This is a genomic window from Arthrobacter sp. U41 (assembly GCF_007679325.1).
Classification (GTDB): Bacteria; Actinomycetota; Actinomycetes; order Actinomycetales; family Micrococcaceae; genus Arthrobacter.
Map to the genome: position 1 here is coordinate 1,131,873 of NZ_VEGI01000001.1, position 23,092 is coordinate 1,154,964.

The window sequence follows — 23,092 nt, forward strand, 5'->3', positions numbered from 1 at the left end:
AGTTGCTCCGCTCACCCGCCGTCGCAAGGGGCGCGTGCACAGGGAGAGAGGTTCCTTGCCCTGATACCTGTCCTGCCGTTAGCCTCGCTGCATGGGGCAGCCGGGTCCGGAGAGCACACCGTCACCTGTTGCGTCTGAGCCCGACACAGAACTGCAGGCAATCGGGAGGGCACGCCGCTCGGAGGCCGTGTACCGCCGGCTTTCCTTGCTACTGGTGCTTTGCCTGGTCGCCGTCGTCGTGTTTTTCTCCCGAACGCTTGTCCCGTGGTCGACGGCGGGGATCGAGGGCGCCGTCCAGGATTTCTTTACGCTGTCCATCAGCGTGGTGATCGAGTCTCTGCCCTTTGTGTTCCTGGGGATCCTGGTCTCGATCCTCGTGCAGGTCTGGTTGCCGCCGGATGTCCTGTTTCGCTGGCTCCCTGCCCGCCCGGTCCTGCGCCGGATGGTTCTGTCGCTGCTGGGAATGCTGATGCCGGTCTGCGAATGCGGAAACGTGCCCATGGCCCGGGGACTGATGCTCAAAGGGCTGAGCGTAGGTGAATCCATGACCTTCCTGTTCGCAGCGCCCATTCTGAACCCCGTCACCATCATCACCACCCAGCAGGCGTTCGGGTGGGACAACGGCATTCTCTTCTGGCGGATCGCGGGCGGATTTCTGATCGCGAACCTCATCGGCTGGATCTACAGCCGCCACCGCGAACCGCACCGCCTGCTCACCGCCCGGTTCGAGGCAGCCTGCACCGCGACGGTTCCCACCACCGGCCGCACGGGAAGCTGCGGCAAAGCGTCGACCTGTTCCAGCGCGAAACAAACACGATGATGCCTGCACTGTTCATTGGCGCGGGCCTGGCCGGGATCATCCAGGTGGGTGTACCGCGGAACGTTCTGGTCACCTTGGGCAGCGACCCCTGGTGGTCGGTGCTTGCCCTGATGCTGCTGGCCTTCGTGGTCTCAATCTGCTCCACCGTGGACGCCTTTTTCATTCTCTCCTTTGGAGCCACCTTCCTGCCCGGCGCGATCGTCGCGTTTCTGGTGCTGGGGCCGATGATCGATGTGAAGATGCTCGCCCTGCTGCGAACCACCTTCACGGGCCGAACCCTGGTGCAATTGACCGCCATCATCGCGCTCTGCGCTGCCGTCCTCGGGTGGGGGGTTAACCTTGCTGCTGCTTAGGGGGTTCACGGGGCGGCACGGTGTGATGCTGAGCCTCATCGGAATAGCCGCCACACTCTGGCTGACAGTCACCGGCAAGCTGGAGCTGTACATCCACCCGCGCTACGTTCCGTTCACCGTCACAATGACGGTCATCGCAGCCGTGGTCTCGGTGGTGGGCTTTGTCCTGAAGCCCGCGGAGCACAGCGGGCATCCGGACCCGCATCCGGGCTCGCATATGCCGACGCCGGGCCGGCTGCGGGCCGCCGGCAGCCTCCTCACGGTGATCGCCGCCGTCGTCGGACTGCTGCTCCTGCCGCCCTCAACGCTGACTGCCGACGCCGCCAAGAAGCGCGACCTGAACGTCTCGGGCACGCTGGGGAAGTACCAGACCAGCCAGCTTCTCAAGGAGGAGCCCAGCGGGTTCAACGTCAGGGACTGGGCGTCGCTGCTCCGCTACAGTCCCGGGGAGGACTATTTCGCTGGAAAGACCGCCACGGTCACCGGGTTCATCACCGCGGATCAGAAGGACCCGGCCAACGTCTTCTATGTGACGCGCTTTGTGGTCAACTGCTGCACGGTTGATGCCCAGCCGGTGGGCGTTCCCGTCCGCCAGCCCGGCTGGCAGGCAGACCACAAGCCAGGGAACTGGGTCACCGTGACCGGCGGATTCGGGCCTAACCCGGACGACGCTGATGCCGGTTCGGTGCTCATGACGGCTGCCACCATCACTCCCACCACCGAACCGGACCGACCCTACGTCCACTGAGGGTCGGCACGCTCTCCTACAGCTCGCGGTGCATCACGTGCAGACCCACGTAGCCCAGGCGCGGGTGCAGGAATGCCTCAGGGATGGTGGCGAGCACCTCGAAGCCCATGGACTGCCAGGCCGCGACGGCCCGGACGTTGCTTTCCACCACGGCGTTGAACTGCATGGCCCGGAATCCGGCCGCCCGTGCAGCGTCGAGTGAATAGGCACAGAGCGCGCGGGCCACGCCCTTGCCTCCGTGCGCCGGGTGGACCATGTACCCGGCATTGGCGACGTGGCTTCCGCCGCCGCCCTGGTTCGCGTGCAGCTCGCCGGTGCCCAGGATGACTCCTTCGAGTTCCCCCCGGCCTGCCGCTACGAACGTCTGGCCCGGGGGCTGCTTGAACCACCGTTCGCGGGCCTGCTGCTCGGTGGTGTCCCGGTCCCAGGTGAAGGTCTCCCCTGCCCGGACGACGGGCTCCAGGATCTCCCAGATTGCCGGCCAGTCCGTGCCGGTGGCCGGCCGGATGACCCAGCCCGGGGCCGCGGATGCTGTCTTGTCGCTGGTGCTCACAGCCGTCACGTTAGCAGTATGCCCGGCCCTGTGACCGGCGCCGCCCGCCGGCCGGTGAACCCGCGGGAACTTCAGGAGTAGTGTTTTACCGAAATGCAGTTCCGGCAGTGTTCATCCGGACGTGCCTTGGCAGGGCCGGTTCCAGGGAGGAGGAGAAGAATGTCGCTGATCCGCCGCGTCGCCTTCCTCTCCCTGCACACCTCGCCCATGGAGCAGCCCGGTTCCGGGGACGCCGGCGGCATGAACGTCTACATCCGTGCCCTCGCCGCGGCCCTGGCCCAGACCGGCGTCGAAGTGGAGATCTTCACCCGGTCCACGTCCGCCGCGCAGGCCGCCGTCGAACATCCCGCCCCCGGGGTCTGCGTGCACAACGTCCTGGCCGGACCGCCCCGGAAGCTGCCCAAGGAGGAACTGCCGGAACTGCTGCACAGCATGGTGGCCGAGATCGACCGGATCCGGCAGCTCCAGCCGCACGGGCGCTACGACGTGATCCATTCGCACTACTGGGTTTCCGGCGTGGCCGGGCTGGAGCTCGCCGGACTGTGGGGCCTGCCGCTCGTCCACACGATGCACACCATGGCCAAGGTGAAGAACCTGCTGCTGGTCTCCGGTGAGCAGCCGGAACCGCGGCGCCGCGAGGACGGTGAACATCGGATTGTCGACGGCGCCACCCGGCTGATCGCCAACACGGGCACCGAGGCGGCGGAATTGGTCTCGCACTACAACGCGGACAACGACAAGATTGACGTCGCCCCGCCGGGCGTGGACCTGGACATCTTCACGCCGGCGTTCCGCAGCCGGGCCCGGGCCGCCCACGGGGTCCCGCCGGGCCGCTTCCATCTGTTGTTCGCCGGCCGGATCCAGCGCCTCAAGGGACCGCAGATCCTGGTCAAGGCCGCCGCCCTGCTGCGGGCCCGGCGCCCGGACATCGACCTGCAGCTCACCATCGTCGGCGCGATCAGCGGATCCAAGGACTTTGACCTGAAGTCGCTGATCAGCGCCGCCGGACTGGACGACGTCGTCACGCACCATCCGCCGGTCAGCGCACCGGAACTGGCCGGCTGGTACCGTTCGGCCGACGTCGTGGTGATGCCGTCCTTCAGCGAATCCTTCGGACTCGTGGCGCTGGAAGCCCAGGCCTGCGGAACGCCGGTGGTGGCCACCAAGGTGGGCGGGCTGTCCCGTGCCATCTACGACGGCCGGACCGGCCTGCTCGTGGAGGGCCACAAGGCGGCCGACTGGGCCGACGCGCTCGAGGCCCTCTACGACGACCCGGCAACCCGTGAGGACATGGGCCGCGCCGCCTCCCTGCACGCGCAGGAGTTCGGCTGGCAACGCACCGCCGCGATCACGCTGGAGAGCTACCACACCGCCTTAAGCCAGTATTTTGGAAACCTGACCATTCCGGTGGGCCACACGCCCCAGCCCGGAACCGTAGGCCGGTAACCACCGCCTGCACCCACCGGCCGGAACACCCACCGACGCCACGAGCCAAAGGACAACGATGTCTGAAACCACGATCCCTGGAACCGCCACATCCCCGGGCCCCGGGACAGCTCCGCTGAGCGACCTGGAGATCGCGCAGCGGGCCACCATGCGGCCGATCGAGGAGATTGCCGCCGCGGCCGGGATCAATGCCGAGGCCCTGGATTTCCACGGCCGGTACAAGGCGAAAATCGATCCGGCAAAGCTCACAGGCACCACGGCGGGCGGCCCGCCGCGTGCCCCCGGTAAGGTGGTTCTGGTCTCGGCGATGTCGCCCACGCCCGCCGGCGAAGGCAAGTCCACCACAACAGTGGGGCTGGCGGACTCCTTGGCCCGCGCCGGTCACAAGGTCATGATCGCGCTGCGTGAACCGTCGCTGGGTCCGATCCTGGGCATGAAGGGCGGCGCCACGGGCGGCGGCTATTCCCAGGTGCTGCCGATGGACGAGATCAACCTGCATTTCACCGGGGATTTCCACGCCGTCACCTCGGCGAACAACGCCCTGATGGCCCTCGTGGACAACCACATCTACCAGGGCAACGAGCTGAACATCGATCCGCGGCGGATGACCTTCAAACGGGTGCTGGACATGAACGACCGGTCCCTGCGGGAAGTGGTGATCGGCCTGGGCGGGCCGACCCAGGGCATCCCGCGGCAGGACGGCTTCGACATCACCGTGGCCTCGGAGATCATGGCGGTGTTTTGCCTCGCCACGGACCTCGCTGACCTGCGGGACCGGCTGGGCCGGATCACGTTCGGCTACACCTACGACCGGAAGCCCGTCACAGTCGCCCAGCTGGGTGTCCAGGGCGCGCTGACCATGCTGCTCAAGGACGCCGTCAAACCGAACCTGGTGCAGACCATTGCCGGGACGCCGGCCCTGGTCCACGGCGGGCCGTTCGCCAACATCGCGCACGGCTGCAACTCCCTGATCGCCACCCAGACGGCCCGCAGCCTGGCGGACATCGTCGTCACGGAGGCCGGCTTCGGCGCCGACCTGGGTGCGGAAAAGTACATGGACATCAAGTCCCGCGTCGCCGACGTGGCTCCGTCCGCCGTCGTCGTTGTGGCGACCATCCGGGCCTTGAAGATGCACGGCGGCGTCGCCAAGGACCAGCTTAAGGAACCCAACCTGGATGCGCTGGCCGCCGGCGTCGTCAATCTTCAGCGCCATGTCCGCAACGTGGAGAAGTTTGGCATCACACCGGTGGTGGCCGTCAACAAGTTCGCCACGGACACCCAGGAGGAGCTCGACTGGCTGCTGGACTGGTGCGCCGCCGAGGGCGTCCAGGCTGCCGTGGCCGACGTCTGGGGCCGCGGGGGCGGCGGCGACGGCGGCGATGACCTCGCGGCGAAGGTCGCCGCGGCCATCGACGCGCCGCACACCTTCCGGCACCTCTACCCGCTGGAGATGTCGGTGGAGGACAAGGTCCGGACGATTGTGCAGGAGATCTACGGCGCCGACGGCGTCGATTTCTCCGTCCCGGCGCTCAAACGGCTCGCGGAGATCGTGAAGAACGGCTGGTCCGGGTTCCCGGTCTGCATGGCGAAGACCCAGTATTCCTTCAGCGACGACGCAACCAAGCTCGGCGCCCCGAAGGGGTTCACGGTGCACGTCCGCGACCTCATTCCCAAGACCGGCGCCGGCTTCATCGTGGCCCTCACCGGCGCGGTCATGACCATGCCGGGGCTCCCGAAGGTCCCGGCCGCGATGCGTATGGACGTCGACGCCGAGGGCAACCCCATCGGCCTCTTCTAGACCCGTTGCGCTATCACTTTTGGTTGCCATTCCCGGCCGATGGGCACCAAAAGTGATAGCGCAACGGGCGCCTGTGGATAACGGGAGCGGGGATCCGGCGTTCGGATAAGAATGGCCCGCATGCGACCCCCAGCAGCGCTGCCGCCCCATCTCACCTCAGCCCCGTTCACCGTCTATGAGGCGCGGGCCGCGACGCTGGGCGGGTCCCGGCTCCTGCGCCTCGCGCTGATCGCAGCCGGGCTGCCGGAGCCCGAGCTGCAACTCCGGATGGTGCCGGGCGACCCGCACTCCCCCGCAGCCGACCTCGGCTACCGCAGCCAGCGGATCGCGATCCAGTACAACGGCGGCCACCACCTGACGCGCGAACAGCAGTCTCGCGACAACCGCCGCGACGAGACCTTCAATGCTGCGGGCTGGCGCTACTTAAGTTCAATGCCGACGATCTGGCAGATGACTTCCGCGGCGCGGTCCAACGGGTCCGGGCGGCCCTCCGCACCCGTTAAACGCCGGTTGCCCTATCACTTACGGCGGTCAAACCGGGGGTTTGGGGACCGTAAGTGATAGGGCAACCGGGGGGAGGGCGGGTTTAGCGCTCCAGGTCTCCGCGGATGAAGGCCTCGACCTTTTCGCGGGCGAGGTCGTCGTTGAACTGCTCCGGCGGGGACTTCATGAAGTAGCTCGAGGCGGAGAGCAGCGGGCCGCCGATGCCGCGGTCCAGGCCGATCTTGGCGGCGCGGATGGCGTCGATGATCACACCGGCTGAGTTGGGCGAGTCCCAAACTTCCAGCTTGTATTCCAGCGACACCGGGGCGTCGCCGAAGTTGCGGCCTTCGAGGCGGACGAACGCCCACTTGCGGTCGTCAAGCCACTGGACGTAGTCCGACGGGCCGATGTGGACGTCCTTGGCGGCCAGATGGGCCTCCACGTTGGACGTCACGGCCTGGGTCTTGGAGATCTTCTTGGACTCAAGGCGGTCGCGTTCCAGCATGTTCTTGAAGTCCATGTTGCCGCCGACGTTCAGCTGGTACGTGCGGTCCAGGGTCACGCCGCGGTCCTCGAACAGTTTGGCCATAACGCGGTGCGTGATGGTGGCGCCGATCTGGCTCTTGATGTCATCGCCCACGATCGGGACACCGGCGGCGGTGAACTTGTCCGCCCACGCCTTGGTGCCGGCGATGAAGACCGGGAGCGCGTTGACGAAGCCCACGCCGGCGTCGATGGCGCACTGGGCGTAGTACTCCGCAGCTTCCTGCGAGCCGACCGGCAGGTAGCAGACCATCACGTCAACCTTGGCGTCCTTGAGGGCCTGGACGACGTCGACCGGCTCCTCCGGGGCCTGCTCGATGGTCTCGAGGTAGTACTTGCCGAGCCCGTCGAGGGTGGGGCCGCGCTGGACGGTCACACCGGTCGGCGGGACGTCTGCGATCTTGATGGTGTTGTTTTCGCTGGCCAGGATGGCGGCGGACAGGTCCTGGCCCACCTTCTTGGCGTCGACGTCGAATGCGGCAACGAACTGGACGTCGTTGACGTGGTACTGGCCGAACTCCACGTGCATCAGGCCCGGGATCGTGGCCTGGGGATCGGCGTCCCGGTAGTACTCAACGCCCTGGACCAGCGAAGTGGCACAGTTACCTACGCCGACGATTGCAACACGAATCGGATGTGAAGACACGGAACTCCTTTGGGGACAACTTCTGATGCCCGGCGCGGAAGAGCTCTGATGCACGACGGCGGCAGCGGGCACGGCGCCGTACGGCGCCATTAGCATTCTAGTCAACGGCGCGGGGGCCCGGGTTGTTCCCGGACCGCCGCGCCGCCTGTATTACCGGGAGGCGGGGCCGGCTACTTCTGGGCCCACAGGTTGATGTCGGACTCGACGGCGAACTCGTCGATCGCTGTCAGCTCCTCGGCGGTGAAGTGGAGGTTGTCGATCGCGGACAGCGTGTCCTCGAGCTGGCCGACGCTGGATGCGCCCACCAGAGCGGAGGTCACGGAGCTGCCCTTGCCCTGCTCCCGCAGGATCCACGCGATGGCCATCTGCGCTAGGGACTGCCCCCGGCTTTCGGCGATCCGGTGCAGGCCCCGCACGCGGTCCAGCTTGTCCTCGGTGAGGCTGTCCCCGTCCAGGGATTTCTCCTGCGCGGCGCGGGAATCGGCCGGGATCCCGTCCAGGTAGCGGTCGGTCAGCATGCCCTGCGCCAGCGGCGAGAACGCGATGGAGCCCGCTCCCACCTGTTCCAGCACCTCGTAGAGGTTGGGGCTGCCGTTTTCGGTCCAGCGGTTCAGCATGGAGTAGCTGGGCTGGTGGATCAGCAGCGGGGTGCCGAGTTCCTTGAGGATCCGGGCGGCCTCTAGGGTCTGCTCCGGCGTGTAGGAGGAGATCCCGGCGTACAGGGCCTTCCCGGAGCGGACGGCCTGGTCCAGGGCACCCATGGTCTCTTCCATCGGCGTTTCCGGGTCCGGGCGGTGGCTGTAGAAGATGTCCACGTAGTCCAGGCCCATCCGGTTCAGTGACTGGTCCAGGCTGGCCAGCAGGTACTTCCTGGAGCCCCATTCGCCGAACGGGCCCGGCCACATGTTGTAGCCGGCCTTGGTGGAGATGATGAGTTCGCCGCGGTAGGGGGCGAAGTCGTCGCGGAGGTGCCGGCCGAAGTTGGTCTCAGCGGAACCGGCAAGCGGCCCGTAGTTGTTGGCCAGGTCGAAGTGGTTGACGCCCAGGTCGAAGGCGCGGCGCAGGATGGCGCGCTGGGTTTCGAAGGGCTTGTCGTCGCCGAAGTTGTGCCAGAGGCCCAGCGAAATGGCGGGGAGCTTCAGCCCGCTGCGTCCGACGCGGCGGTAGGGCATGGAGTCATAGCGGGTATCTGCTGCAACATAAGTCATTTCGTAACGTCCTGTCTTTACTTCGAGATGATGGCGGCACTGTGGCCAGGCAGGTCCAGTCGGCCGCTGTCCAGGCGCACGGCGTCGTCGGTGGCAAGCGCGATCGAGGCACCGGCCACGGCCAGCACACGCGGTTCGGCGGAGAAGTTCATCGCGACCTCCACGCTGCCGCGGCGCAGGCGGAGCCAGCGGTCGGCCTCGCTGAACGCCACGGCGGTGTCCTCGAAGCCCAGGCCGGACAGCTCAGGCGTCGTACGGCGCAGCGCGATCAGCCGGCGGTACAGCTCCAGCAGGCGGGCGTGGTCGCCGTCGGCGGCTTCGGCCCAGTTGAGCCGGGAGCGGACGAAGGTTTCCGGGTCCTGCGGGTCCGGCACGACGGCGGGGTCCCAGCCCATCCGTTCGAACTCCTTGATCCGGCCCTCCGCGGTGGCCTTGCCGAGTTCCGGCTCCGGATGCGAGGTGAAGAACTGCCACGGCGTGGTGGCGCCGTATTCCTCGCCCATGAACAGCATCGGCGTGAACGGCGAGGTCAGGGTGGCGACGGCGGCGAGCGCCAGCTGCCCGTACCCCAGCGACTGGGACAGCCGGTCGCCGGTGGCCCGGTTGCCGATCTGGTCATGGTTCTGGCTGCACACCACCAGCGCCGCCGGGTGGACCGCGGCCGTGTTGATGGGCCGGCCGTGGTGCCGGCCGCGGAAGCTGGAGTAGCTGCCGTCATGGAAGAACCCGTCAACCAGGACCTTGGCCAGGGCCTCGAGAGATTCGAAGTCGGCGTAGTAGCCCGTGGCCTCGCCGCTGACGTTGACGTGGACCGCGTGGTGGAAGTCGTCGCTCCACTGCCCCGCCAGCCCGTAGCCGTTGACGTCCCGCGGGTAGAGCAGCCGCGGGTCGTTGAGGTCCGATTCGGCGATCATCGTGGCGGGGCGGCCGGTTTCGGCGGAGATTCCGTCCGCGAGCGCACCGAACTCCTCCAGCAGGTGCACGGCCCGCTCGTCCTTGAAGGCATGCACGGCGTCGAGCCGGAGCCCGTCCACGTGGTAGTCCCGCAGCCACATGGCGGCGTTCTCGAGGATGTAGGCGCGCACGACGTCTGAGCCGGGGCCATCGAGGTTCACCGAGTCACCCCAGGTGTTGCCCTCCCCCGATTTCAGGTACGGCCCGAAGCGCGGAAGGTAGTTCCCGCTGGGTCCAAGGTGGTTGTAGACCACGTCCTGGATGACGCCCAGCCCGGCGGCATGGGCCGCGTCCACGAAGCGCTGGTAGGCGGCGGGTCCGCCGTAGCCTTCGTGTACGGCGTACCAGAGGACACCGTCGTAGCCCCAGTTGTGGGTGCCGTTGAAGCCGTTCACCGGCAGCAGCTCCACGAAATCGACGCCGAGGTCCACCAGGTAGTCCAGCTTCCCGGCGGCCGCGTCAAGCGTCCCCTCGGGGGTGAACGTCCCCACGTGCAGCTCGTAGATCACCGCTCCCTGCAGCCCGCGGCCCTGCCACTGACCGTCCGACCACTCGTGGCTGCCGGCGTCGAACGTCCGCGACAGCGAGTGGACTCCCGCCGGCTGCCGCCGGGACCGGGGGTCCGGCAGCGGTGTGGTGTCCCCGTCGATCAGGTAGCCGTAGTCGACGTCCCCGGCGGCGGGGGCGTCCGCGGCGGTCCACCAGCCGGCGCCGTCCGGACGTGTTGTGCCGTCCGGCCGCGCCGGACCGTCAGCCTGGTGCATCGGGTACTCCCGGCCGTCGGCGAGCAGGGTGACGGCCCGGGCGTCCGGCGCCCAGACGTCGAAGCGTTCGGATCCGTGTGCAGGCAAGGTCATGGCATTCTTCCGTTCCCCGAATGTGTCGGTACGTCAGTCGGTGCGGTCAGGAGGTGGGCACCAGCAGCGCCACCGGATAGTCGCGCAGGATGTCGGCAACCCGGACCGTTCCGGCGTCGAAGGTGGTCCCCGTCAGCTGGTCCGTCATGTTCACGGGCAGTTCGACGGCGGTGTCCCGCCAGCCGCCCTGCTGCTCCAGTCCGCGGGGCAGCCGGGTGGCGAGCGTGACGGCACCCGGGCCGGCGGCACTCTCGCGGTCAAAGCCGACGAGGTGCCCGGCAGCCGCGCCGGTTGCCGGGACGGGCCGGTAGCCCGCGAACAGCTCCGGGCGGTCGCGGCGCAGGCGCAGGGCCCGCGAGGTGACCAGGAGCTTCGCCGCCTCGTCGGTGTACGACGCCGGGCGGTCGCCGGCGTCGAGCGCGGCCAGGGCCGTGCGCCGGGCACCGAAGTCGAACGGCCGCCGGTTGTCCGGATCGGTCAGCGAGCGGTCCCAAAACTCTGTGCCCTGGTAGACATCCGGGACTCCCGGCATGGTCAGCTGCACCAGTTTGGCCCCGAGCGAATTGACGGCACCATACGGCGCCAGGAGTTCCACAAGGGACTCCAGTTCCGCGCGGACCTCAGCGTTGTCGAAGGCCGCGTCGACGGCGGCGGCCAGCTTCTCCTCGAAGGCGGCGTCCGGGTCCAGCCAGTCGGTGGAGTTGCCGGCCTCGCGGGCGGCCTTCTGCGCATACGACTGCAGCCGGTCACGGTCCGCCGGCCAGGCGCCGGCGATGGCCTGCCACAGCAGGTTGGCGAGCGGCCCGTCGGGCAGCGGCGCCAGCTCCTGCAGCCGGGCCAGGGAGGCCTTCCACTCCCCCTCCGCCTCCGCGAGGACGGAGATCCGGGCGCGGGTGTCCTCGCTGCGTTTGGTGTCGTGGGTGCTCAGCGTGGTCATGGACAGCGGGATCTCGGCCTGGCGGCGCGTCATCCGGTGGTGGAATTCCTCCGGCGACACGGAGAACTCGGTGGGGTCGGCCCCGACCTCGGTCAGGGTGCCCAGCCTGGTGTAGCGGAAGAACGCGGTGTCCTCCACACCCTTGGCCATGACCATGCCGGAGGTCTGCTGGAAGCGGCGCCCCAGCTCGGCGCCCGGCTCCGGGCCGGCGTCGAGGAGCAGCGGCAGCAACAGCCCGACGGCGTCGGACAGCTCCGGACGGCGCCGGACGGCTAGTTCGCACGCTTCCTTCAGCACGTCCGCACCCTCGGGCAGGTAGCTGCGGTATACCGGGAAGGCAGCGATGATCTCGGAGAGGGCATCGGCGGACGCCTCCACCGCGAGTCCCGTGCCGGACGGCACCAGCCGCGCCAGCCGGAGCATCTCGGAGTGGAGGATCCCGTCGGTGATCCGGCGTTTGGTGCCGCGGATCATGTCCTCGTAGTCCGCCGCCTGGCCGCCGCGCAACTCGGCGTCGAGGGCGTCCAAGGCTTCCTGCCCGGAAGGGTCGACGAAGAGCCGGTCCACGTCCGCGAGGGCGTCGTAGCCGGTGGTGCCTTCGCAGTCGAAGCTCTCCGGCAGGACCTCACCGGGTTCGAGGATCTTTTCGATCAGCAGGTAGCTGCCGCCCGTGACCTCGCGGAGCCGGCGCAGGTAACCCTCCGGGTCCGCCAGGCCGTCCGGGTGGTCGATCCGGAGTCCGTCCACCAGGCCTTCGCGGAACCAGCGGACAATCTCGGCGTGGGCTTCGTCGAAGACCTCGGGGAGCTCCACCCGGATGCCGGCCAGGCTGTTGACGGCGAAGAACCGGCGGTAGTTCAGCTCGTTGTCGGCCCGGCGCCAGCCCACCAGCTCGTAGTGCTGCCGGTCGTGGACCGCACGGGGGTCGTCCGCAGTGGGCTCACCTGCGGTATAGGTTCCCTCGGCCAGCGGGAAGCGGTGGTCGTAGTACCGCAGCTCTCCGTCCTTGATTTCCAGCGCGTCGACGTCGGAGTCGGATCCCAGCACGGGGATCCGGATCCGGCCGCCGCCGAAGTCCCAGTCGACGTCGAACGCCTGGGCATAGCGGGACTGCTGCCCTTCCTTGAGCAGCGACCACCACCACGGGTTCTGGACGGGGGTGGCGACGCCGACATGGTTGGGCACGATGTCGACGAGCACGCCCATACCGGCTTCCCGGGCTGCCCGGGACGCGGCGGCCAGGCCCTCGGGGCCGCCGCGGTCCGGGTCGATCGCGGAGGGGTCGGTCACGTCATAGCCGTGGTCCGAGCCCTCCTCCGCGGTGAGGATCGGGGAGAGGTAGATCCAGTCCACGCCGAGCGACTTCAGGTAGGGCACGGTCTCGGCAGCATCCTGGAGGGTGAAGCCGGGCCGGATCTGCAGCCGGTAAGTGGAGACCGGGGTCCTCATTTGGCGGCAGCCTTCGAGACGGCTTCGGCGGCCTCGTCCTGGGCCTCCACCATTTCCTCGACTGCGTCCTCGTGCTCGGCCATGGAGGCCAGTGATGCGGCAGCGGAGTAGTCCACTTCCACCTCGGGGCCGGAGTGGGTCCGGAGCACCACCATGGACTTGGCGGCCAGTTTCAGCACTGATCCGGCCTTCAGCGGTTCCTCGGTGTTAGCCTGGTCCGCGGTGTCCACCAGGACGTCCCAGAACTTTGAGTACTCCTCGGCCGGCAGGGCGAAGTCCACGTCGTCGTCGTGGGCGTTGAAGGCGAGCACGAAGCTGTCGTCGGTGATCCGGCGGCCGCGGGAGTCCTGCTCCTGGATGCCGTGGCCGTTGTAGAACACGCCGATAGTGCGCCCGAAGCCGCTGCCCCAGTCCTCCGGCAGCATTTCGGTGCCGTCCGTTTTCAGCCAGACAATGTCCGGCAGCTTCTCGCCCTCACCGCGGCGCACGGGGCGTCCGTCGAAGAAGCGGCTGCGCCGGAAAATGGGGTGGTCGCGGCGGATCTTGTTGACGAATGCGGTGAACTCCACCAGCGGCTGGTCCATTGCCTCCCAGTGGATCCAGCTCAGTTCGGAGTCCTGGCAGTAGGTATTGTTGTTGCCCTGCTGGGTGCGGCCCAGTTCGTCACCGTGCAGCAGCATCGGGACGCCCTGCGAGAGCAGCAGGGTGGCGATGAAATTGCGCTGCTGGCGGGCGCGGAGGGTCAGGACCTGGTCGTTGTCCGTGTCCCCCTCCTCACCGCAGTTCCACGACCGGTTGTGCGATTCGCCGTCGTTGTTGCCCTCACCATTGGCGTCGTTGTGCTTCTCGTTGTACGAGACCAGGTCGCGCATGGTGAAGCCGTCGTGGGCGGTGACGAAGTTGATCGAGGCCACCGGGCGGCGCGCGGAGCTTTCGTACAGGTCCGCGGAGCCGGTCAGGCGGGAGGCGAATTCGCCCAGGGTGGAGGGCTCGCCGCGCCAGAAGTCGCGGACCGTGTCGCGGTACTTGCCGTTCCACTCGGTCCACTGCGGCGGGAAGTTGCCCACCTGGTAGCCGCCCGGGCCGATGTCCCATGGCTCGGCAATCAGCTTGACCTGGGAGACGATCGGGTCCTGCTGGATGAGTTCGAAGAAGGTGGAGAGCTTGTCCACGTCGTAGAACTCGCGGGCCAGTGTGGAGGCGAGGTCGAAGCGGAAGCCGTCGACGTGCATCTCCGTGACCCAGTACCGCAAGGAGTCCATCAGCAGCTGGAGGGAGTGCGGGTGCCGGACGTTGAGGGAGTTTCCGGTGCCGGTGTAGTCCATGTAGTGCTTCATGTCGTCGTCGACCAGCCGGTAGTACGCCTGGTTGTCGATGCCCTTGAAGGACAGGGTGGGCCCAAGGTGGTTGCCTTCGGCGGTGTGGTTGTAGACCACGTCCAGGATCACTTCGATGCCGGCCCGGTGCAGGTCGCGGACCATCGCCTTGAACTCCTGGACCTGGTGTCCCACGTCGCCGGAGGAGCTGTAGGTGTTCTGCGGGGCGAAGAAACCGATGGTGTTGTAGCCCCAGTAGTTGTTGAGGCCCTTCTCCTGGAGCGTGCCGTCGTTGACGAACTGGTGGACCGGCATGAGCTCGATCGCCGTGACGCCAAGCTTCTTCATGTGCTCGATCACGGCCGGGTGCGCGACGCCGGCATACGTGCCGCGCTGCTCTTCGGGGACCTCCGGGTGCAGCTCGGTCAGGCCCTTGACGTGGGCCTCGTAGATGACGGACTGGTGGTAGGGGATCCGCAGCTGGCGGTCGCCGTCCCACTCGAAGAAGGGGTTGATCACCACGCCGTGCATGGTGTGGGGCGCCGAGTCGGCGTCGTTCCGGGAGTCGGGGTCGCCGAATTCATAGGTGAACAGCGCCGGGTCCCAGTCGATCTGGCCCTGGACGGCCTTGGCGTAGGGGTCCATCAGCAGCTTGTTCGGGTTGAAGCGGTTGCCGTTCTCCGGCTCGTACGGGCCGTGGACCCGGTAGCCGTACTTCTGGCCGGGCTGGACCTGCGGCAGGTAGCAGTGCCACACGTAGCCGTCCACTTCGGTCAGCTCGATCCGCGTTTCGCTCATGTCATCGGCGAGGAGGCACAGCTCCACGCGCTCGGCACGCTCGCTGAACAGCGCAAAATTGGTGCCGGTGCCGTCAAAAGTGGCTCCCAGCGGGTAAGCCGTTCCGGGCCAGACTTCCATGTGTACTCCTCGTGCGTGGCGAAAATTCTCTAGACAGACTACTTGTAAGTAGGGTTACTAATTGATTCGGCGCACTAAACGCCTGGATTTGTTACAGCGTCGTCATAACCTCCCGCACGGATTTTGCCACGTCCGACGCCGATATCGGCCCGCCGCCCGAGGCGAGGCTTCCGGCCCGGCCATGGACGCTGGCGGCCAGCGCCGCGATGCCGGCCCAGCGGTCAGCACCGCCGACGCCGAGGGACGACGCTTGGGTTTCGGGGCTCCCGGCCAGCTGCGCGAGCAGAGCTCCCAGGATCCCGGCCAGGACGTCCCCGCTGCCGGCCGTGGCCAGCCAGGGGGTGGCCTCGGCCTGGCTGAAGACCGCCCCCGAGGGAGAGGCCACAAGCGTGGTGGCGCCCTTGAGCAGGACGGTGGCTCCGGTCAGCCCGCTGGCCTGCCGGGCGGCAGCGAGCGTGGCGTTTTCCACGCCGTCGCGGCCGGGATCCGCGCCGTACCGTGCCAGCAACGCAGCGAGTTCGCCGGCGTGCGGGGTGAGCACGAACTGCGGGGCGAGGGCGCGGGGCAGGGCGGGGAGCGCCCCGGCGTCGGCGGCCACCGGCAGCCCGGTGGCTGCGGCGCCGCGGACGCGCTCCAGCTGCTCGTGGGCCTCTTCATCAATCCCCGGGCCGAGGAGCCAGGCCTGGACGTGGGTGTCCGCGGGACTGCCGGTGCCGCACACGACTTCGGGGCAGGACTGACGGACCAGGTCGGCGACGTCCGGGGGGCCAAGGTAGCGCACCATGCCCACGCCGGCCGCCAGCGCGCCGCGGCAGGCGAGGACCGCCGCGCCGGGGTACCGCTGTGAGCCGGCCACCACGCCCAGGACGCCGCGGGAGTATTTGTGGGAGCGCCGTCCGGGGCGCGGGAGCAGCAACGGCAGATCCGCCGCCTCGTAGCGGCGCAGGGCCGGCTCCGGGAGGGCGGCCTTGATGCCGATCGGAATGACATGGACGCGGCCGGCGAAGTCCGCGCCCGGGTCGGCCAGCTGGCCCGCCTTGGCCGCCCCGAACGTCACAGTCAGGTCCGCGCGGAGGACAGGGGAATGCGCTTCTCCGGTGTCGGAGTCCACGCCGCTGGGAACGTCGCAGGCCACCACGAATCCGGGCCGGGAGCGTTCCAGCGCCTCGATCAGCTCCGCCGCGGGGCCCCGCAGGCCGCCCTGCGCGCCCGTACCCAGCACCGCGTCAATGACGACACTGGCCTGCGCGGCGGCCGCCGCCGTGGCGGCCACGGTGTTCGGCGTCAGGCGGATCACCCGTCCACCGGCCTTTGACAGGGCCGCGAGACCGTCAGGGTGGGCCTCCCCCGCGGTGAGGACCGCCGTCGTCCGCATGCCGCGGCGGGCCAGCATGGCGGCCGCGAAAAGCCCGTCCCCGCCGTTGTTGCCCTTGCCGGCGAGGACCGTGACGCTGGCGCCGTAGAGACCCACCCCGCGGGCCCGCAGTTCGCGGACCACGGCGTTGGCCAGCCCGTAAGCTGCCCGCTGCATGAGAACAGCGCCCATACCAGTGTCCAGAAAAGGCTTTTCAGCCTCTCGTATCTGGGTTCCGGTGTAGGCGCTGATCATGGTTTCAGTCCATTCGCGGTGCAGTCGCTGCGGGATGTCCGGTTCTGGTCAGGCAGGGGCGTTCAGCCCTCGGCGATGACCGTCGCGGTGGCGATGCCGCCGTCGTGGCTCATCGACAGGTGCCAGCGCTTGACGCCCTTCGACTCCGCCACGGCCAGCACCGTGCCTTTGACTTGGACGGTGGGCCCGTTTTCGTCAAGACCGATCCAGCAGTCCTGCCAGTTCATGCCCGCCGGGGCGCCGAGGACTTTCGCAACGGCCTCCTTGGCGGCGAACCGGGCAGCCAGGGAGCGCGTGTTCAGTTCGCGTTCCGCGGGGACGAACAGCCGGTCGCGCAGCCCGGGGGTGCGCTCCAGCTGCCGGCCGAACCGGTCAATGTCTACGACGTCTACGCCAATGCCAACGATCATGGCGTTATTCTACGGTCACGCTCTTGGCCAGGTTGCGAGGCTGGTCCACGTCGTAGCCCTTGGCGGACGCCAGGGCGAGGGCAAAGATCTGCAGCGGGACCGTGCTGAGCAGCGGAGCCAGCAGCGTCGGGGTCTCGGGGATGTAGAAGACGTGCTCGGCGTAGGCCTTGACGGCTTCGTCCCCCTCCTCCGCGATGACGATCGTCCGGGCGCCGCGCGCCCGGACTTCCTGGATGTTGGAGACAACCTTGGCGTGCAGCGAGTCGCGGCCACGGGGTGAGGGAACCACCACGAAGACGGGCTGGCCCTCCTCGATCAGGGCAATCGGGCCGTGCTTGAGTTCACCGGCGGCGAAGCCCTCGGCGTGGATGTAGGCAAGCTCCTTGAGCTTGAGCGCGCCCTCCATGGCCACCGGGAAGCCGACGTGGCGGCCCAGGAACAGTACGGACTTGGCGTCGGCCATGGACCGGCCGAGTTCCTTGATCTGCTCTTCGTTGTCGAGAACCTGCTGGATCTTGGCGGGGATCTTGTTGAGGTCCGCGAGGATGTCCTTGATCTCGCCCTGGAACTTGTTGCCGCGCAGCTGCGCCAGGTAGAGGCCCAGGAGGTAGGCGGCGGTGATCTGCGCCAGGAAGGCCTTGGTGGAGGCGACGGCGATTTCCGGGCCGGCGTGGGTGTAGAGCACCGCATCGGATTCGCGCGGGATGGTGGAGCCGTTGGTGTTGCAGATGGAGACCGTCTTGGCGCCCTGTTCCTTGGCGTACCGGACGGCCATCAGGGTGTCCATGGTCTCGCCGGACTGGGAGATCGAGACGATCAGGGTGTTCTCGTCCACGATCGGGTCGCGGTAGCGGAATTCGTGGGAGAGCTCCACCTCGGTGGGGATCCGGCACCAGCGCTCGATCGCGTACTTGGCGACCTGTCCGGCGTAGGCGGAGGTTCCGCAGGCGAGGACGATGATCTTGGTGACGCTCTTGAGCAGTTCCGGATCAATCCGGAGCTCGTCGAGGGTCAGGCGGCCGTTGATGTCCGAGCGGCCCAGCAGCGTCTGCAGGACGGCGTCGGGCTGGTCGTGGATTTCCTTTTCCATAAAGGACGGGAAGCCGCCCTTTTCCGCGGAGGCGGGGTCCCAGTTGACGTGGTATTCCTTGCCTTCGGCCGGGGCGCCGTAGAAGTCCGTGATCTCCACGGTGTCGGCGGTGATCGTCACGATCTGGTCCTGGCCGAGTTCGACCGCGCGGCGGGTGTAGTCGATGAAGCCGGAGACGTCGGAGCCGAGGAAGTTCTCGCCGTCACCGAGGCCGACGACCAGCGGGGAGTTGCGGCGGGCGGCCACGACGACGTCGGGCTGGTCCGCGTGCACGGCGAGGAGGGTGAAGGCGCCTTCGAGGCGCTGGCAGGCGAGCTGCATGGCCTTGGTGAGGCCGCCGTTGGCGGAGTCGCCCCCGAGCTGGTTGCGGTAGATGTCGGCCAGCAGCGCGGCGGCGACCTCGGTGTCGGTTTCGGACAGGAAGGTCACGCCCTTGCGGGTGAGTTCCAGTTTGAGCTCGGCGAAGTTTTCGATGATGCCGTTGTGGATGACGGCCAGCTTGCCCTCATCGGCGAGATGCGGGTGGGCGTTCTGGTCCGTCGGGCCGCCGTGGGTGGCCCAGCGGGTGTGGCCGATGCCGGTCAGCGCTTCCGGCAGGGGGTGGGCCTCGAGCTCGGCAATCAGGTTGCTCAGTTTGCCCGACTTCTTGCGGGACGAAATGGTTCCGTCGGCAACCACTGCGATACCCGCAGAGTCGTAGCCCCGGTACTCCAGTCGCCGCAGTCCTTCAAGGACAACGTCCAGGGCATTGTGTCCAGTATTTACCCGGCCAGCGGAGTGGCCCACATATCCAACGATTCCACACATGGACACAAGCGTAGCGGGTTTCCCCGGCTGCCGACGTCGAATCCGCGTTCATAACGCGCCGTCCCCCGCACCAACGGGGGCAGGGCGGGGCACCCCCATTTCGCTCTCGGCCCGGCGGAGGGCAGAATCTCTAGGGTGACTTTGCAACGCAATGAAGCGAACGGCGACGGCGGCTCCCCGTTCGTGGAGCTGGACCGGCAGACCTGGTCCCGGCTCGCTGCCCAGATGGAGCAGCCCCTCAACCAGGAGGACGTACTCCGTCTCCGCGGCCTCGGCGATCCCCTTGATATGAAGGAAATCCGCGAGGTCTACCTGCCCCTGTCCCGGTTGCTGCACCTGTATGTCGAGGCGGCAGGCCAGCTCCATGCGGCAACCACCACCTTCCTGGGCGAGCAGACCCAGCGCACACCGTTTGTGATCGGCGTCGCCGGCTCGGTGGCCGTGGGCAAGTCCACCATCGCCCGCGTGCTCCGCGAGATGCTCCGCCGGTGGCCCGGGACGCCGAATGTTGAGCTCATCACCACGGACGGTTTCCTGTACCCGCTGGCGGAGCTCAAGCGGCGGCAGCTGCTGGAGCGCAAGGGATTCCCCGAGTCCTACGACCGCCGCTCGCTGCTGCGTTTTGTGAGCGAAATCAAAGGCGGCGCCGAGGAAGTCCGGGCGCCCTGGTACTCCCACGTGACCTATGACATCGTCCCGGGCAAGGAAGTGGTGGTGCGCCGCCCCGACGTGCTGATCGTCGAGGGGCTGAACGTCCTGGCGCCGGCCCGCCCGCGGCATGACGGCCGGCAGGGCCTGGCATTGAGTGACTTCTTCGATTTTTCCATCTATGTTGATGCCAAAACGTCCTACATCGAGGAGTGGTACGTGGACCGCTTCCGCAAGCTCCGCACCACGGCGTTCGCCCAGCCGGAGTCCTATTTCCACCGCTATGCCACGCTCTCGGACGCCGAGGCGGAAGAGACGGCCCGCGAGATCTGGAAACGCATCAACGAACCCAACCTCGAGGAGAACGTGCTTCCCACCCGCGGCCGGGCGCAGCTGGTCCTCACGAAGGACGCCGATCACTCCATCCGCCGCATGCTGCTGCGCAAGGTCTAGCACACGTGTGCCACGACGGGTCAGCGGAGCATCCGGAGGCACCGGAGCCGGTCAATCCCACCGCCAGCAGGCGGGCCTTCAGCCGCCTGCTGCTGGCAGGGTCGGGCCTCGCCGCGCTGAGCGCCTGCGCCCCGGAAGCCGCCCGGCCCACCCCGTCCGCGGCTGCGGCAGCCTCACCGGCCGCGACGGCGACGCCCGTCACCGCAACGCCGTCCGCCACGGCCACTGACGCGGCCACTGCCACCGCAACGCCGGCTGGGTCCCCGTCGGCCAGCCCCTCGGCCCCCGCTCCCGGGGCAACACCGCCGGCACGCTCCACAGCCAAACCCCGGCACTCACTGACCGACCCCGCGAGCCCATGGGTGGTGGTGAACAAACACCGTCCGTTGAGCCCTGCCGCCTACGTACCGGCCAACCTCGTCCGGCCACGCGTACGCGTGGCCACGTCCGGTGAGGCTGCGCTGCTCAACAGCACGACGGCGGCCGCGGCGGAGAAGATGTTCGCGGCCGCAGCCGGAGCCGGCGTCACCATGACGCTGGCCAGCGGTTACCGGTCCTTCGCTACCCAGACCTCCACGTACAACGGCTATGTGAACTCCCGCGGACAGGCGGCAGCCGATACGGCGTCAGCCCGGCCGGGCTACTCAGAGCACCAGACCGGCTGGTCGTTCGACATCGGCGACGGCGGAGGGGCCTGCAGCTTCCAGCCCTGCTTCGCCGATCAACCCGCGGCGGTCTGGGCGAAGGCCAATGGCCACCGGTTCGGCTTCGTGGTGCGCTACCCGTGGATGCTTCACGACATCACGGGTTACTTTTACGAGCCCTGGCACCTGCGCTATGTCGGCGTGGAGGCGGCGGGTGAGATGAAGACGCGGGGAATCGCAACCCTCGAGCAATACTTCGGCCTTGAGGCGGCTCCGGCGTACCGGTAGTGCCCTGAACCGGCAACAGCAATGGCGCGCCCCGTCGGGACGCGCCATTGCTGTTTTTGTCTGTAGGCCGGCTCAGTCGGCCACAAGCTCCAGTGCCAACTCGGTCCGGACCACCTGCGCCAGGCGTTCGGCTACGTTCTGGGCGGTCTCCTGGGACGCTGCTTCCACCATGACGCGAACCACCGGTTCTGTACCGGAGGGGCGCAGGAGCACGCGGCCGGTGTCGCCGAGTTCTGCCTCGGCGGCGGCTACGGCCGCCGCAACGGTCTCGTCGCCCTTAACGCGGGTGCGGTCCACGCCCTTGACGTTGATCAGGACCTGCGGGAGCTTCGTCATCACCGTGGCCAGGTCCTTCAGCGGGCGGCCGGTGAGCGCCACCTGAGCGGCAAGCTGCAGGCCGGTGAGGACGCCGTCGCCCGTTGTGGCGTGGTCTGCGAAGATCACGTGTCCGGACTGCTCGCCGCCGAGGTTGAAGCCGCCTTCGCGCATCCCCTCCAGGACGTACCGGTCACCGACGCCGGTTTCCCGCAGGCTGATGCCGGCCTCGCGGAGTGCGATCTTGAGTCCAAGGTTACTCATGACCGTAGCGACGAGGACGTCGTCGTTGAGCTTGCCTGACGCCTTGAGCGCCACGGCAAGGATGGCCATGATCTCGTCGCCGTCCACTTCGCGGCCCTCGTGGTCCACTGCCAGGCAGCGGTCCGCGTCGCCGTCGTGCGCAATCCCCAGATCGGCCCCGTGCTCCAGGACCGCCTGCTTCAGCGGCCCCAGATGGGTGGACCCCACGCCGTCGTTGATGTTCAAGCCGTCGGGTTCCGCTCCGATGAGAATCACTTCAGCGCCAGCGTCCTTGAAGACCCGAGGGGAACAGCCGCTCGCCGCGCCGTGGGCGCAGTCCAGCACCACCTTGATTCCGTCCAGGCGGTGCGGGAGGGTGCCGAGCAGATGGACGATGTAGCGGTCCTCGGCGTCGGAGAAGCGCTGGATCCGGCCCACATCTCCCCCGACCGGGCGGAAGGGCTCCTTGCTGAGCTGCTCCTCGATGGCGTCTTCCACAGCGTCCGGGAGTTTCTGGCCGCCACGGGCAAAGAACTTGATGCCGTTGTCCGGGGCGGGGTTGTGCGATGCGGAGATCATCACGCCGAAGTCGGCATCCAGATCCGCCACCAGGTAGGCGGCTGCCGGGGTCGGGAGCACGCCGGCGTCATAGACGTCGATCCCGGAGCTTGAGAGCCCCGCCTCCACGGCAGCAGCGATGAACTCACCGCTGGCGCGCGGGTCGCGCGCAACAACGGCACGCGGCCGCGTTCCGTTGGTATTGCGCTCATGGCCAAGCACGACGGCGGCGGCCTGAGCCAACTGCAACGCCAGCTCTGCCGTCAGCAGGCCGTTTGCCAGGCCCCGGACACCATCTGTTCCAAATAATCTAGACATCGGACCAAGTTTAGACGATCGAGCGGCCGTATCCGGTCTCGAATCCGCCGGACCGCCCGCTGCGACGCCCGCATGCCGGCGTCGCCGCTGGTTAAACGGCGAAAGCCCGCCCCGCCACAAAGGGCGGAACGGGCTTTCGAAAGCGGGATTAGCGCTTGGTAAGCGCTGTTAGCGCTTGGAGTACTGCTGAGCCTTGCGGGCCTTCTTGAGACCAGCCTTCTTACGCTCGATGACGCGTGCGTCGCGGCGCAGGTAACCGGCCTTCTTCAGGGTGGCGCGGTTGTTGTCGACGTCGATCTCGTTCAGCGAACGGGCGATGCCGAGGCGCAGAGCGCCGGCCTGGCCGGAGATGCCGCCACCGTGGATACGGGCGATAACGTCGTAGGCGCCTTCGAGATCAAGGATCTTGAAGGGCTCGTTGACGTCCTGCTGGTGCAGCTTGTTCGGGAAGTAGTTGGCCAGTTCGCGGCCATTGATGGTCCACTTGCCGGAGCCCGGTACAACGCGAACGCGTGCAACAGCTTCCTTACGACGGCCAACTGCAGCGCCGGCGACGGTCAGTGCCGGGCGTTCCTTCTTCGGCGCAGCTGCTTCTGCAGCACCGCTTTCCGAGGTGTAGCTGGTCAGGTTTTCCTCAGCCTCAACGGCTTCGGTGGTCAGTTCTTCGTTCTGAGCCACGA

Annotated in this window: 19 protein-coding genes; 8 read left to right on the top strand and 11 right to left on the bottom strand. The window is 67.8% G+C overall.

Annotated features, from left to right (window positions below):
- Positions 1 to 91: 91 nt before the first annotated feature.
- From FS787_RS05130 to FS787_RS05135, 3 genes are read left to right on the top strand one after another with little or no spacing between them, the layout of a single operon-like run.
- The gene (locus FS787_RS05130) at positions 92 to 820 is read left to right on the top strand and encodes a permease (protein WP_260982398.1); all 729 of its coding nucleotides are present in this window, start codon (positions 92 to 94) and stop codon (positions 818 to 820) included.
- On the top strand, positions 817 to 1,173 hold the full coding sequence (locus FS787_RS18100) for a permease (protein WP_260982399.1): 357 nt from the start codon (positions 817 to 819) through the stop codon (positions 1,171 to 1,173). Before FS787_RS05130 ends, FS787_RS18100 begins: the two co-directional genes overlap by 4 nt.
- 25 nt (positions 1,174 to 1,198) lie before the next feature.
- The gene (locus FS787_RS05135) at positions 1,199 to 1,921 is read left to right on the top strand and encodes a TIGR03943 family putative permease subunit (RefSeq protein WP_144671183.1); all 723 of its coding nucleotides are present in this window, start codon (positions 1,199 to 1,201) and stop codon (positions 1,919 to 1,921) included.
- Positions 1,922 to 1,937: 16 nt separating this feature from the next.
- Here FS787_RS05135 and FS787_RS05140 read toward each other — a convergent pair whose 3' ends face one another.
- Positions 1,938 to 2,483, bottom strand: a complete 546-nt coding sequence (locus tag FS787_RS05140; protein ID WP_260982400.1) for a GNAT family N-acetyltransferase — start codon at positions 2,481 to 2,483, stop codon at positions 1,938 to 1,940.
- A 150-nt stretch (positions 2,484 to 2,633) separates the two neighbouring features.
- Here FS787_RS05140 and mshA point away from each other — a divergent pair, with 150 nt between their 5' ends.
- From mshA to FS787_RS05155, 3 genes are all read left to right on the top strand, one after another.
- Positions 2,634 to 3,920, top strand: a complete 1,287-nt coding sequence (gene mshA / locus FS787_RS05145; protein WP_144671184.1) for a D-inositol-3-phosphate glycosyltransferase — start codon at positions 2,634 to 2,636, stop codon at positions 3,918 to 3,920.
- A 58-nt stretch (positions 3,921 to 3,978) separates the two neighbouring features.
- Complete coding sequence (locus FS787_RS05150; protein WP_144671185.1) at positions 3,979 to 5,718, top strand: formate--tetrahydrofolate ligase; 1,740 nt, start codon at positions 3,979 to 3,981, stop codon at positions 5,716 to 5,718.
- A 120-nt stretch (positions 5,719 to 5,838) separates the two neighbouring features.
- Positions 5,839 to 6,279: a hypothetical protein gene (locus tag FS787_RS05155; RefSeq protein WP_395940315.1), complete on the top strand. Its 441-nt coding sequence runs from the start codon at positions 5,839 to 5,841 to the stop codon at positions 6,277 to 6,279.
- Positions 6,280 to 6,304: 25 nt separating this feature from the next.
- Here FS787_RS05155 and FS787_RS05160 read toward each other — a convergent pair whose 3' ends face one another.
- From FS787_RS05160 to glmS, 8 genes are all read right to left on the bottom strand, one after another.
- Positions 6,305 to 7,390: an inositol-3-phosphate synthase gene (locus FS787_RS05160; RefSeq protein WP_144671186.1), complete on the bottom strand. Its 1,086-nt coding sequence runs from the start codon at positions 7,388 to 7,390 to the stop codon at positions 6,305 to 6,307.
- A gap of 170 nt (positions 7,391 to 7,560) precedes the next feature.
- On the bottom strand, positions 7,561 to 8,598 hold the full coding sequence (gene mgrA / locus FS787_RS05165; protein WP_144671187.1) for an L-glyceraldehyde 3-phosphate reductase: 1,038 nt from the start codon (positions 8,596 to 8,598) through the stop codon (positions 7,561 to 7,563).
- A gap of 17 nt (positions 8,599 to 8,615) precedes the next feature.
- A complete protein-coding gene (gene treZ, locus FS787_RS05170) occupies positions 8,616 to 10,409 on the bottom strand; it encodes a malto-oligosyltrehalose trehalohydrolase (RefSeq protein WP_144671188.1) in 1,794 nt (597 codons plus the stop codon).
- A gap of 46 nt (positions 10,410 to 10,455) precedes the next feature.
- Entirely contained in the window at positions 10,456 to 12,795 is a 2,340-nt protein-coding gene (treY, locus tag FS787_RS05175; protein WP_144671189.1) for a malto-oligosyltrehalose synthase, read from the bottom strand.
- Complete coding sequence (gene glgX, locus FS787_RS05180; protein ID WP_144671190.1) at positions 12,792 to 15,029, bottom strand: glycogen debranching protein GlgX; 2,238 nt, start codon at positions 15,027 to 15,029, stop codon at positions 12,792 to 12,794. Before glgX ends, treY begins: the two co-directional genes overlap by 4 nt.
- Positions 15,030 to 15,120: 91 nt before the next feature.
- Complete coding sequence (locus FS787_RS05185) at positions 15,121 to 16,638, bottom strand: NAD(P)H-hydrate epimerase (RefSeq protein ID WP_144671191.1); 1,518 nt, start codon at positions 16,636 to 16,638, stop codon at positions 15,121 to 15,123.
- 62 nt (positions 16,639 to 16,700) lie between these two features.
- A complete protein-coding gene (locus FS787_RS05190) occupies positions 16,701 to 17,048 on the bottom strand; it encodes a holo-ACP synthase (RefSeq protein ID WP_056425346.1) in 348 nt (115 codons plus the stop codon).
- Between the two features lie 4 nt (positions 17,049 to 17,052).
- On the bottom strand, positions 17,053 to 18,945 hold the full coding sequence (glmS, locus tag FS787_RS05195) for a glutamine--fructose-6-phosphate transaminase (isomerizing) (RefSeq protein ID WP_144671192.1): 1,893 nt from the start codon (positions 18,943 to 18,945) through the stop codon (positions 17,053 to 17,055).
- Positions 18,946 to 19,080: 135 nt separating this feature from the next.
- Here glmS and coaA point away from each other — a divergent pair, with 135 nt between their 5' ends.
- Positions 19,081 to 20,046 (top strand): type I pantothenate kinase, encoded by a 966-nt coding sequence (gene coaA, locus FS787_RS05200; RefSeq protein WP_144671193.1) that lies wholly within the window; start codon positions 19,081 to 19,083, stop codon positions 20,044 to 20,046.
- 5 nt (positions 20,047 to 20,051) lie between these two features.
- A complete protein-coding gene (locus FS787_RS05205) occupies positions 20,052 to 20,978 on the top strand; it encodes a D-alanyl-D-alanine carboxypeptidase family protein (RefSeq protein WP_144671194.1) in 927 nt (308 codons plus the stop codon).
- 72 nt (positions 20,979 to 21,050) lie between these two features.
- Here the strand turns inward: FS787_RS05205 and glmM are convergent, their stop codons facing one another.
- Positions 21,051 to 22,412 (bottom strand): phosphoglucosamine mutase, encoded by a 1,362-nt coding sequence (gene glmM / locus FS787_RS05210; RefSeq protein ID WP_144671195.1) that lies wholly within the window; start codon positions 22,410 to 22,412, stop codon positions 21,051 to 21,053.
- Positions 22,413 to 22,580: 168 nt separating this feature from the next.
- Positions 22,581 to 23,090: a 30S ribosomal protein S9 gene (gene rpsI, locus FS787_RS05215; protein ID WP_056425334.1), complete on the bottom strand. Its 510-nt coding sequence runs from the start codon at positions 23,088 to 23,090 to the stop codon at positions 22,581 to 22,583.
- Positions 23,091 to 23,092 lie beyond the last annotated feature (2 nt).

What these genes read in the sequence shown, in the direction of transcription:
- FS787_RS05130 (WP_260982398.1), top strand. Translation starts at nt 92, where the DNA reads ATGGGGCAGCCGGGTCCGGAGAGCACACCGTCACCTGTTGCGTCTGAG.
- FS787_RS18100 (WP_260982399.1), top strand. Translation starts at nt 817, where the DNA reads ATGATGCCTGCACTGTTCATTGGCGCGGGCCTGGCCGGGATCATCCAG.
- FS787_RS05135 (WP_144671183.1), top strand. Translation starts at nt 1,199, where the DNA reads ATGCTGAGCCTCATCGGAATAGCCGCCACACTCTGGCTGACAGTCACC.
- mshA (WP_144671184.1), top strand. Translation starts at nt 2,634, where the DNA reads ATGTCGCTGATCCGCCGCGTCGCCTTCCTCTCCCTGCACACCTCGCCC.
- FS787_RS05150 (WP_144671185.1), top strand. Translation starts at nt 3,979, where the DNA reads ATGTCTGAAACCACGATCCCTGGAACCGCCACATCCCCGGGCCCCGGG.
- FS787_RS05155 (WP_395940315.1), top strand. Translation starts at nt 5,839, where the DNA reads ATGCGACCCCCAGCAGCGCTGCCGCCCCATCTCACCTCAGCCCCGTTC.
- mgrA (WP_144671187.1), bottom strand. Translation starts at nt 8,598, where the DNA reads ATGACTTATGTTGCAGCAGATACCCGCTATGACTCCATGCCCTACCGC.
- treZ (WP_144671188.1), bottom strand. Translation starts at nt 10,409, where the DNA reads ATGACCTTGCCTGCACACGGATCCGAACGCTTCGACGTCTGGGCGCCG.
- treY (WP_144671189.1), bottom strand. Translation starts at nt 12,795, where the DNA reads ATGAGGACCCCGGTCTCCACTTACCGGCTGCAGATCCGGCCCGGCTTC.
- glgX (WP_144671190.1), bottom strand. Translation starts at nt 15,029, where the DNA reads ATGGAAGTCTGGCCCGGAACGGCTTACCCGCTGGGAGCCACTTTTGAC.
- FS787_RS05185 (WP_144671191.1), bottom strand. Translation starts at nt 16,638, where the DNA reads ATGATCAGCGCCTACACCGGAACCCAGATACGAGAGGCTGAAAAGCCT.
- FS787_RS05190 (WP_056425346.1), bottom strand. Translation starts at nt 17,048, where the DNA reads ATGATCGTTGGCATTGGCGTAGACGTCGTAGACATTGACCGGTTCGGC.
- glmS (WP_144671192.1), bottom strand. Translation starts at nt 18,945, where the DNA reads ATGTGTGGAATCGTTGGATATGTGGGCCACTCCGCTGGCCGGGTAAAT.
- glmM (WP_144671195.1), bottom strand. Translation starts at nt 22,412, where the DNA reads ATGTCTAGATTATTTGGAACAGATGGTGTCCGGGGCCTGGCAAACGGC.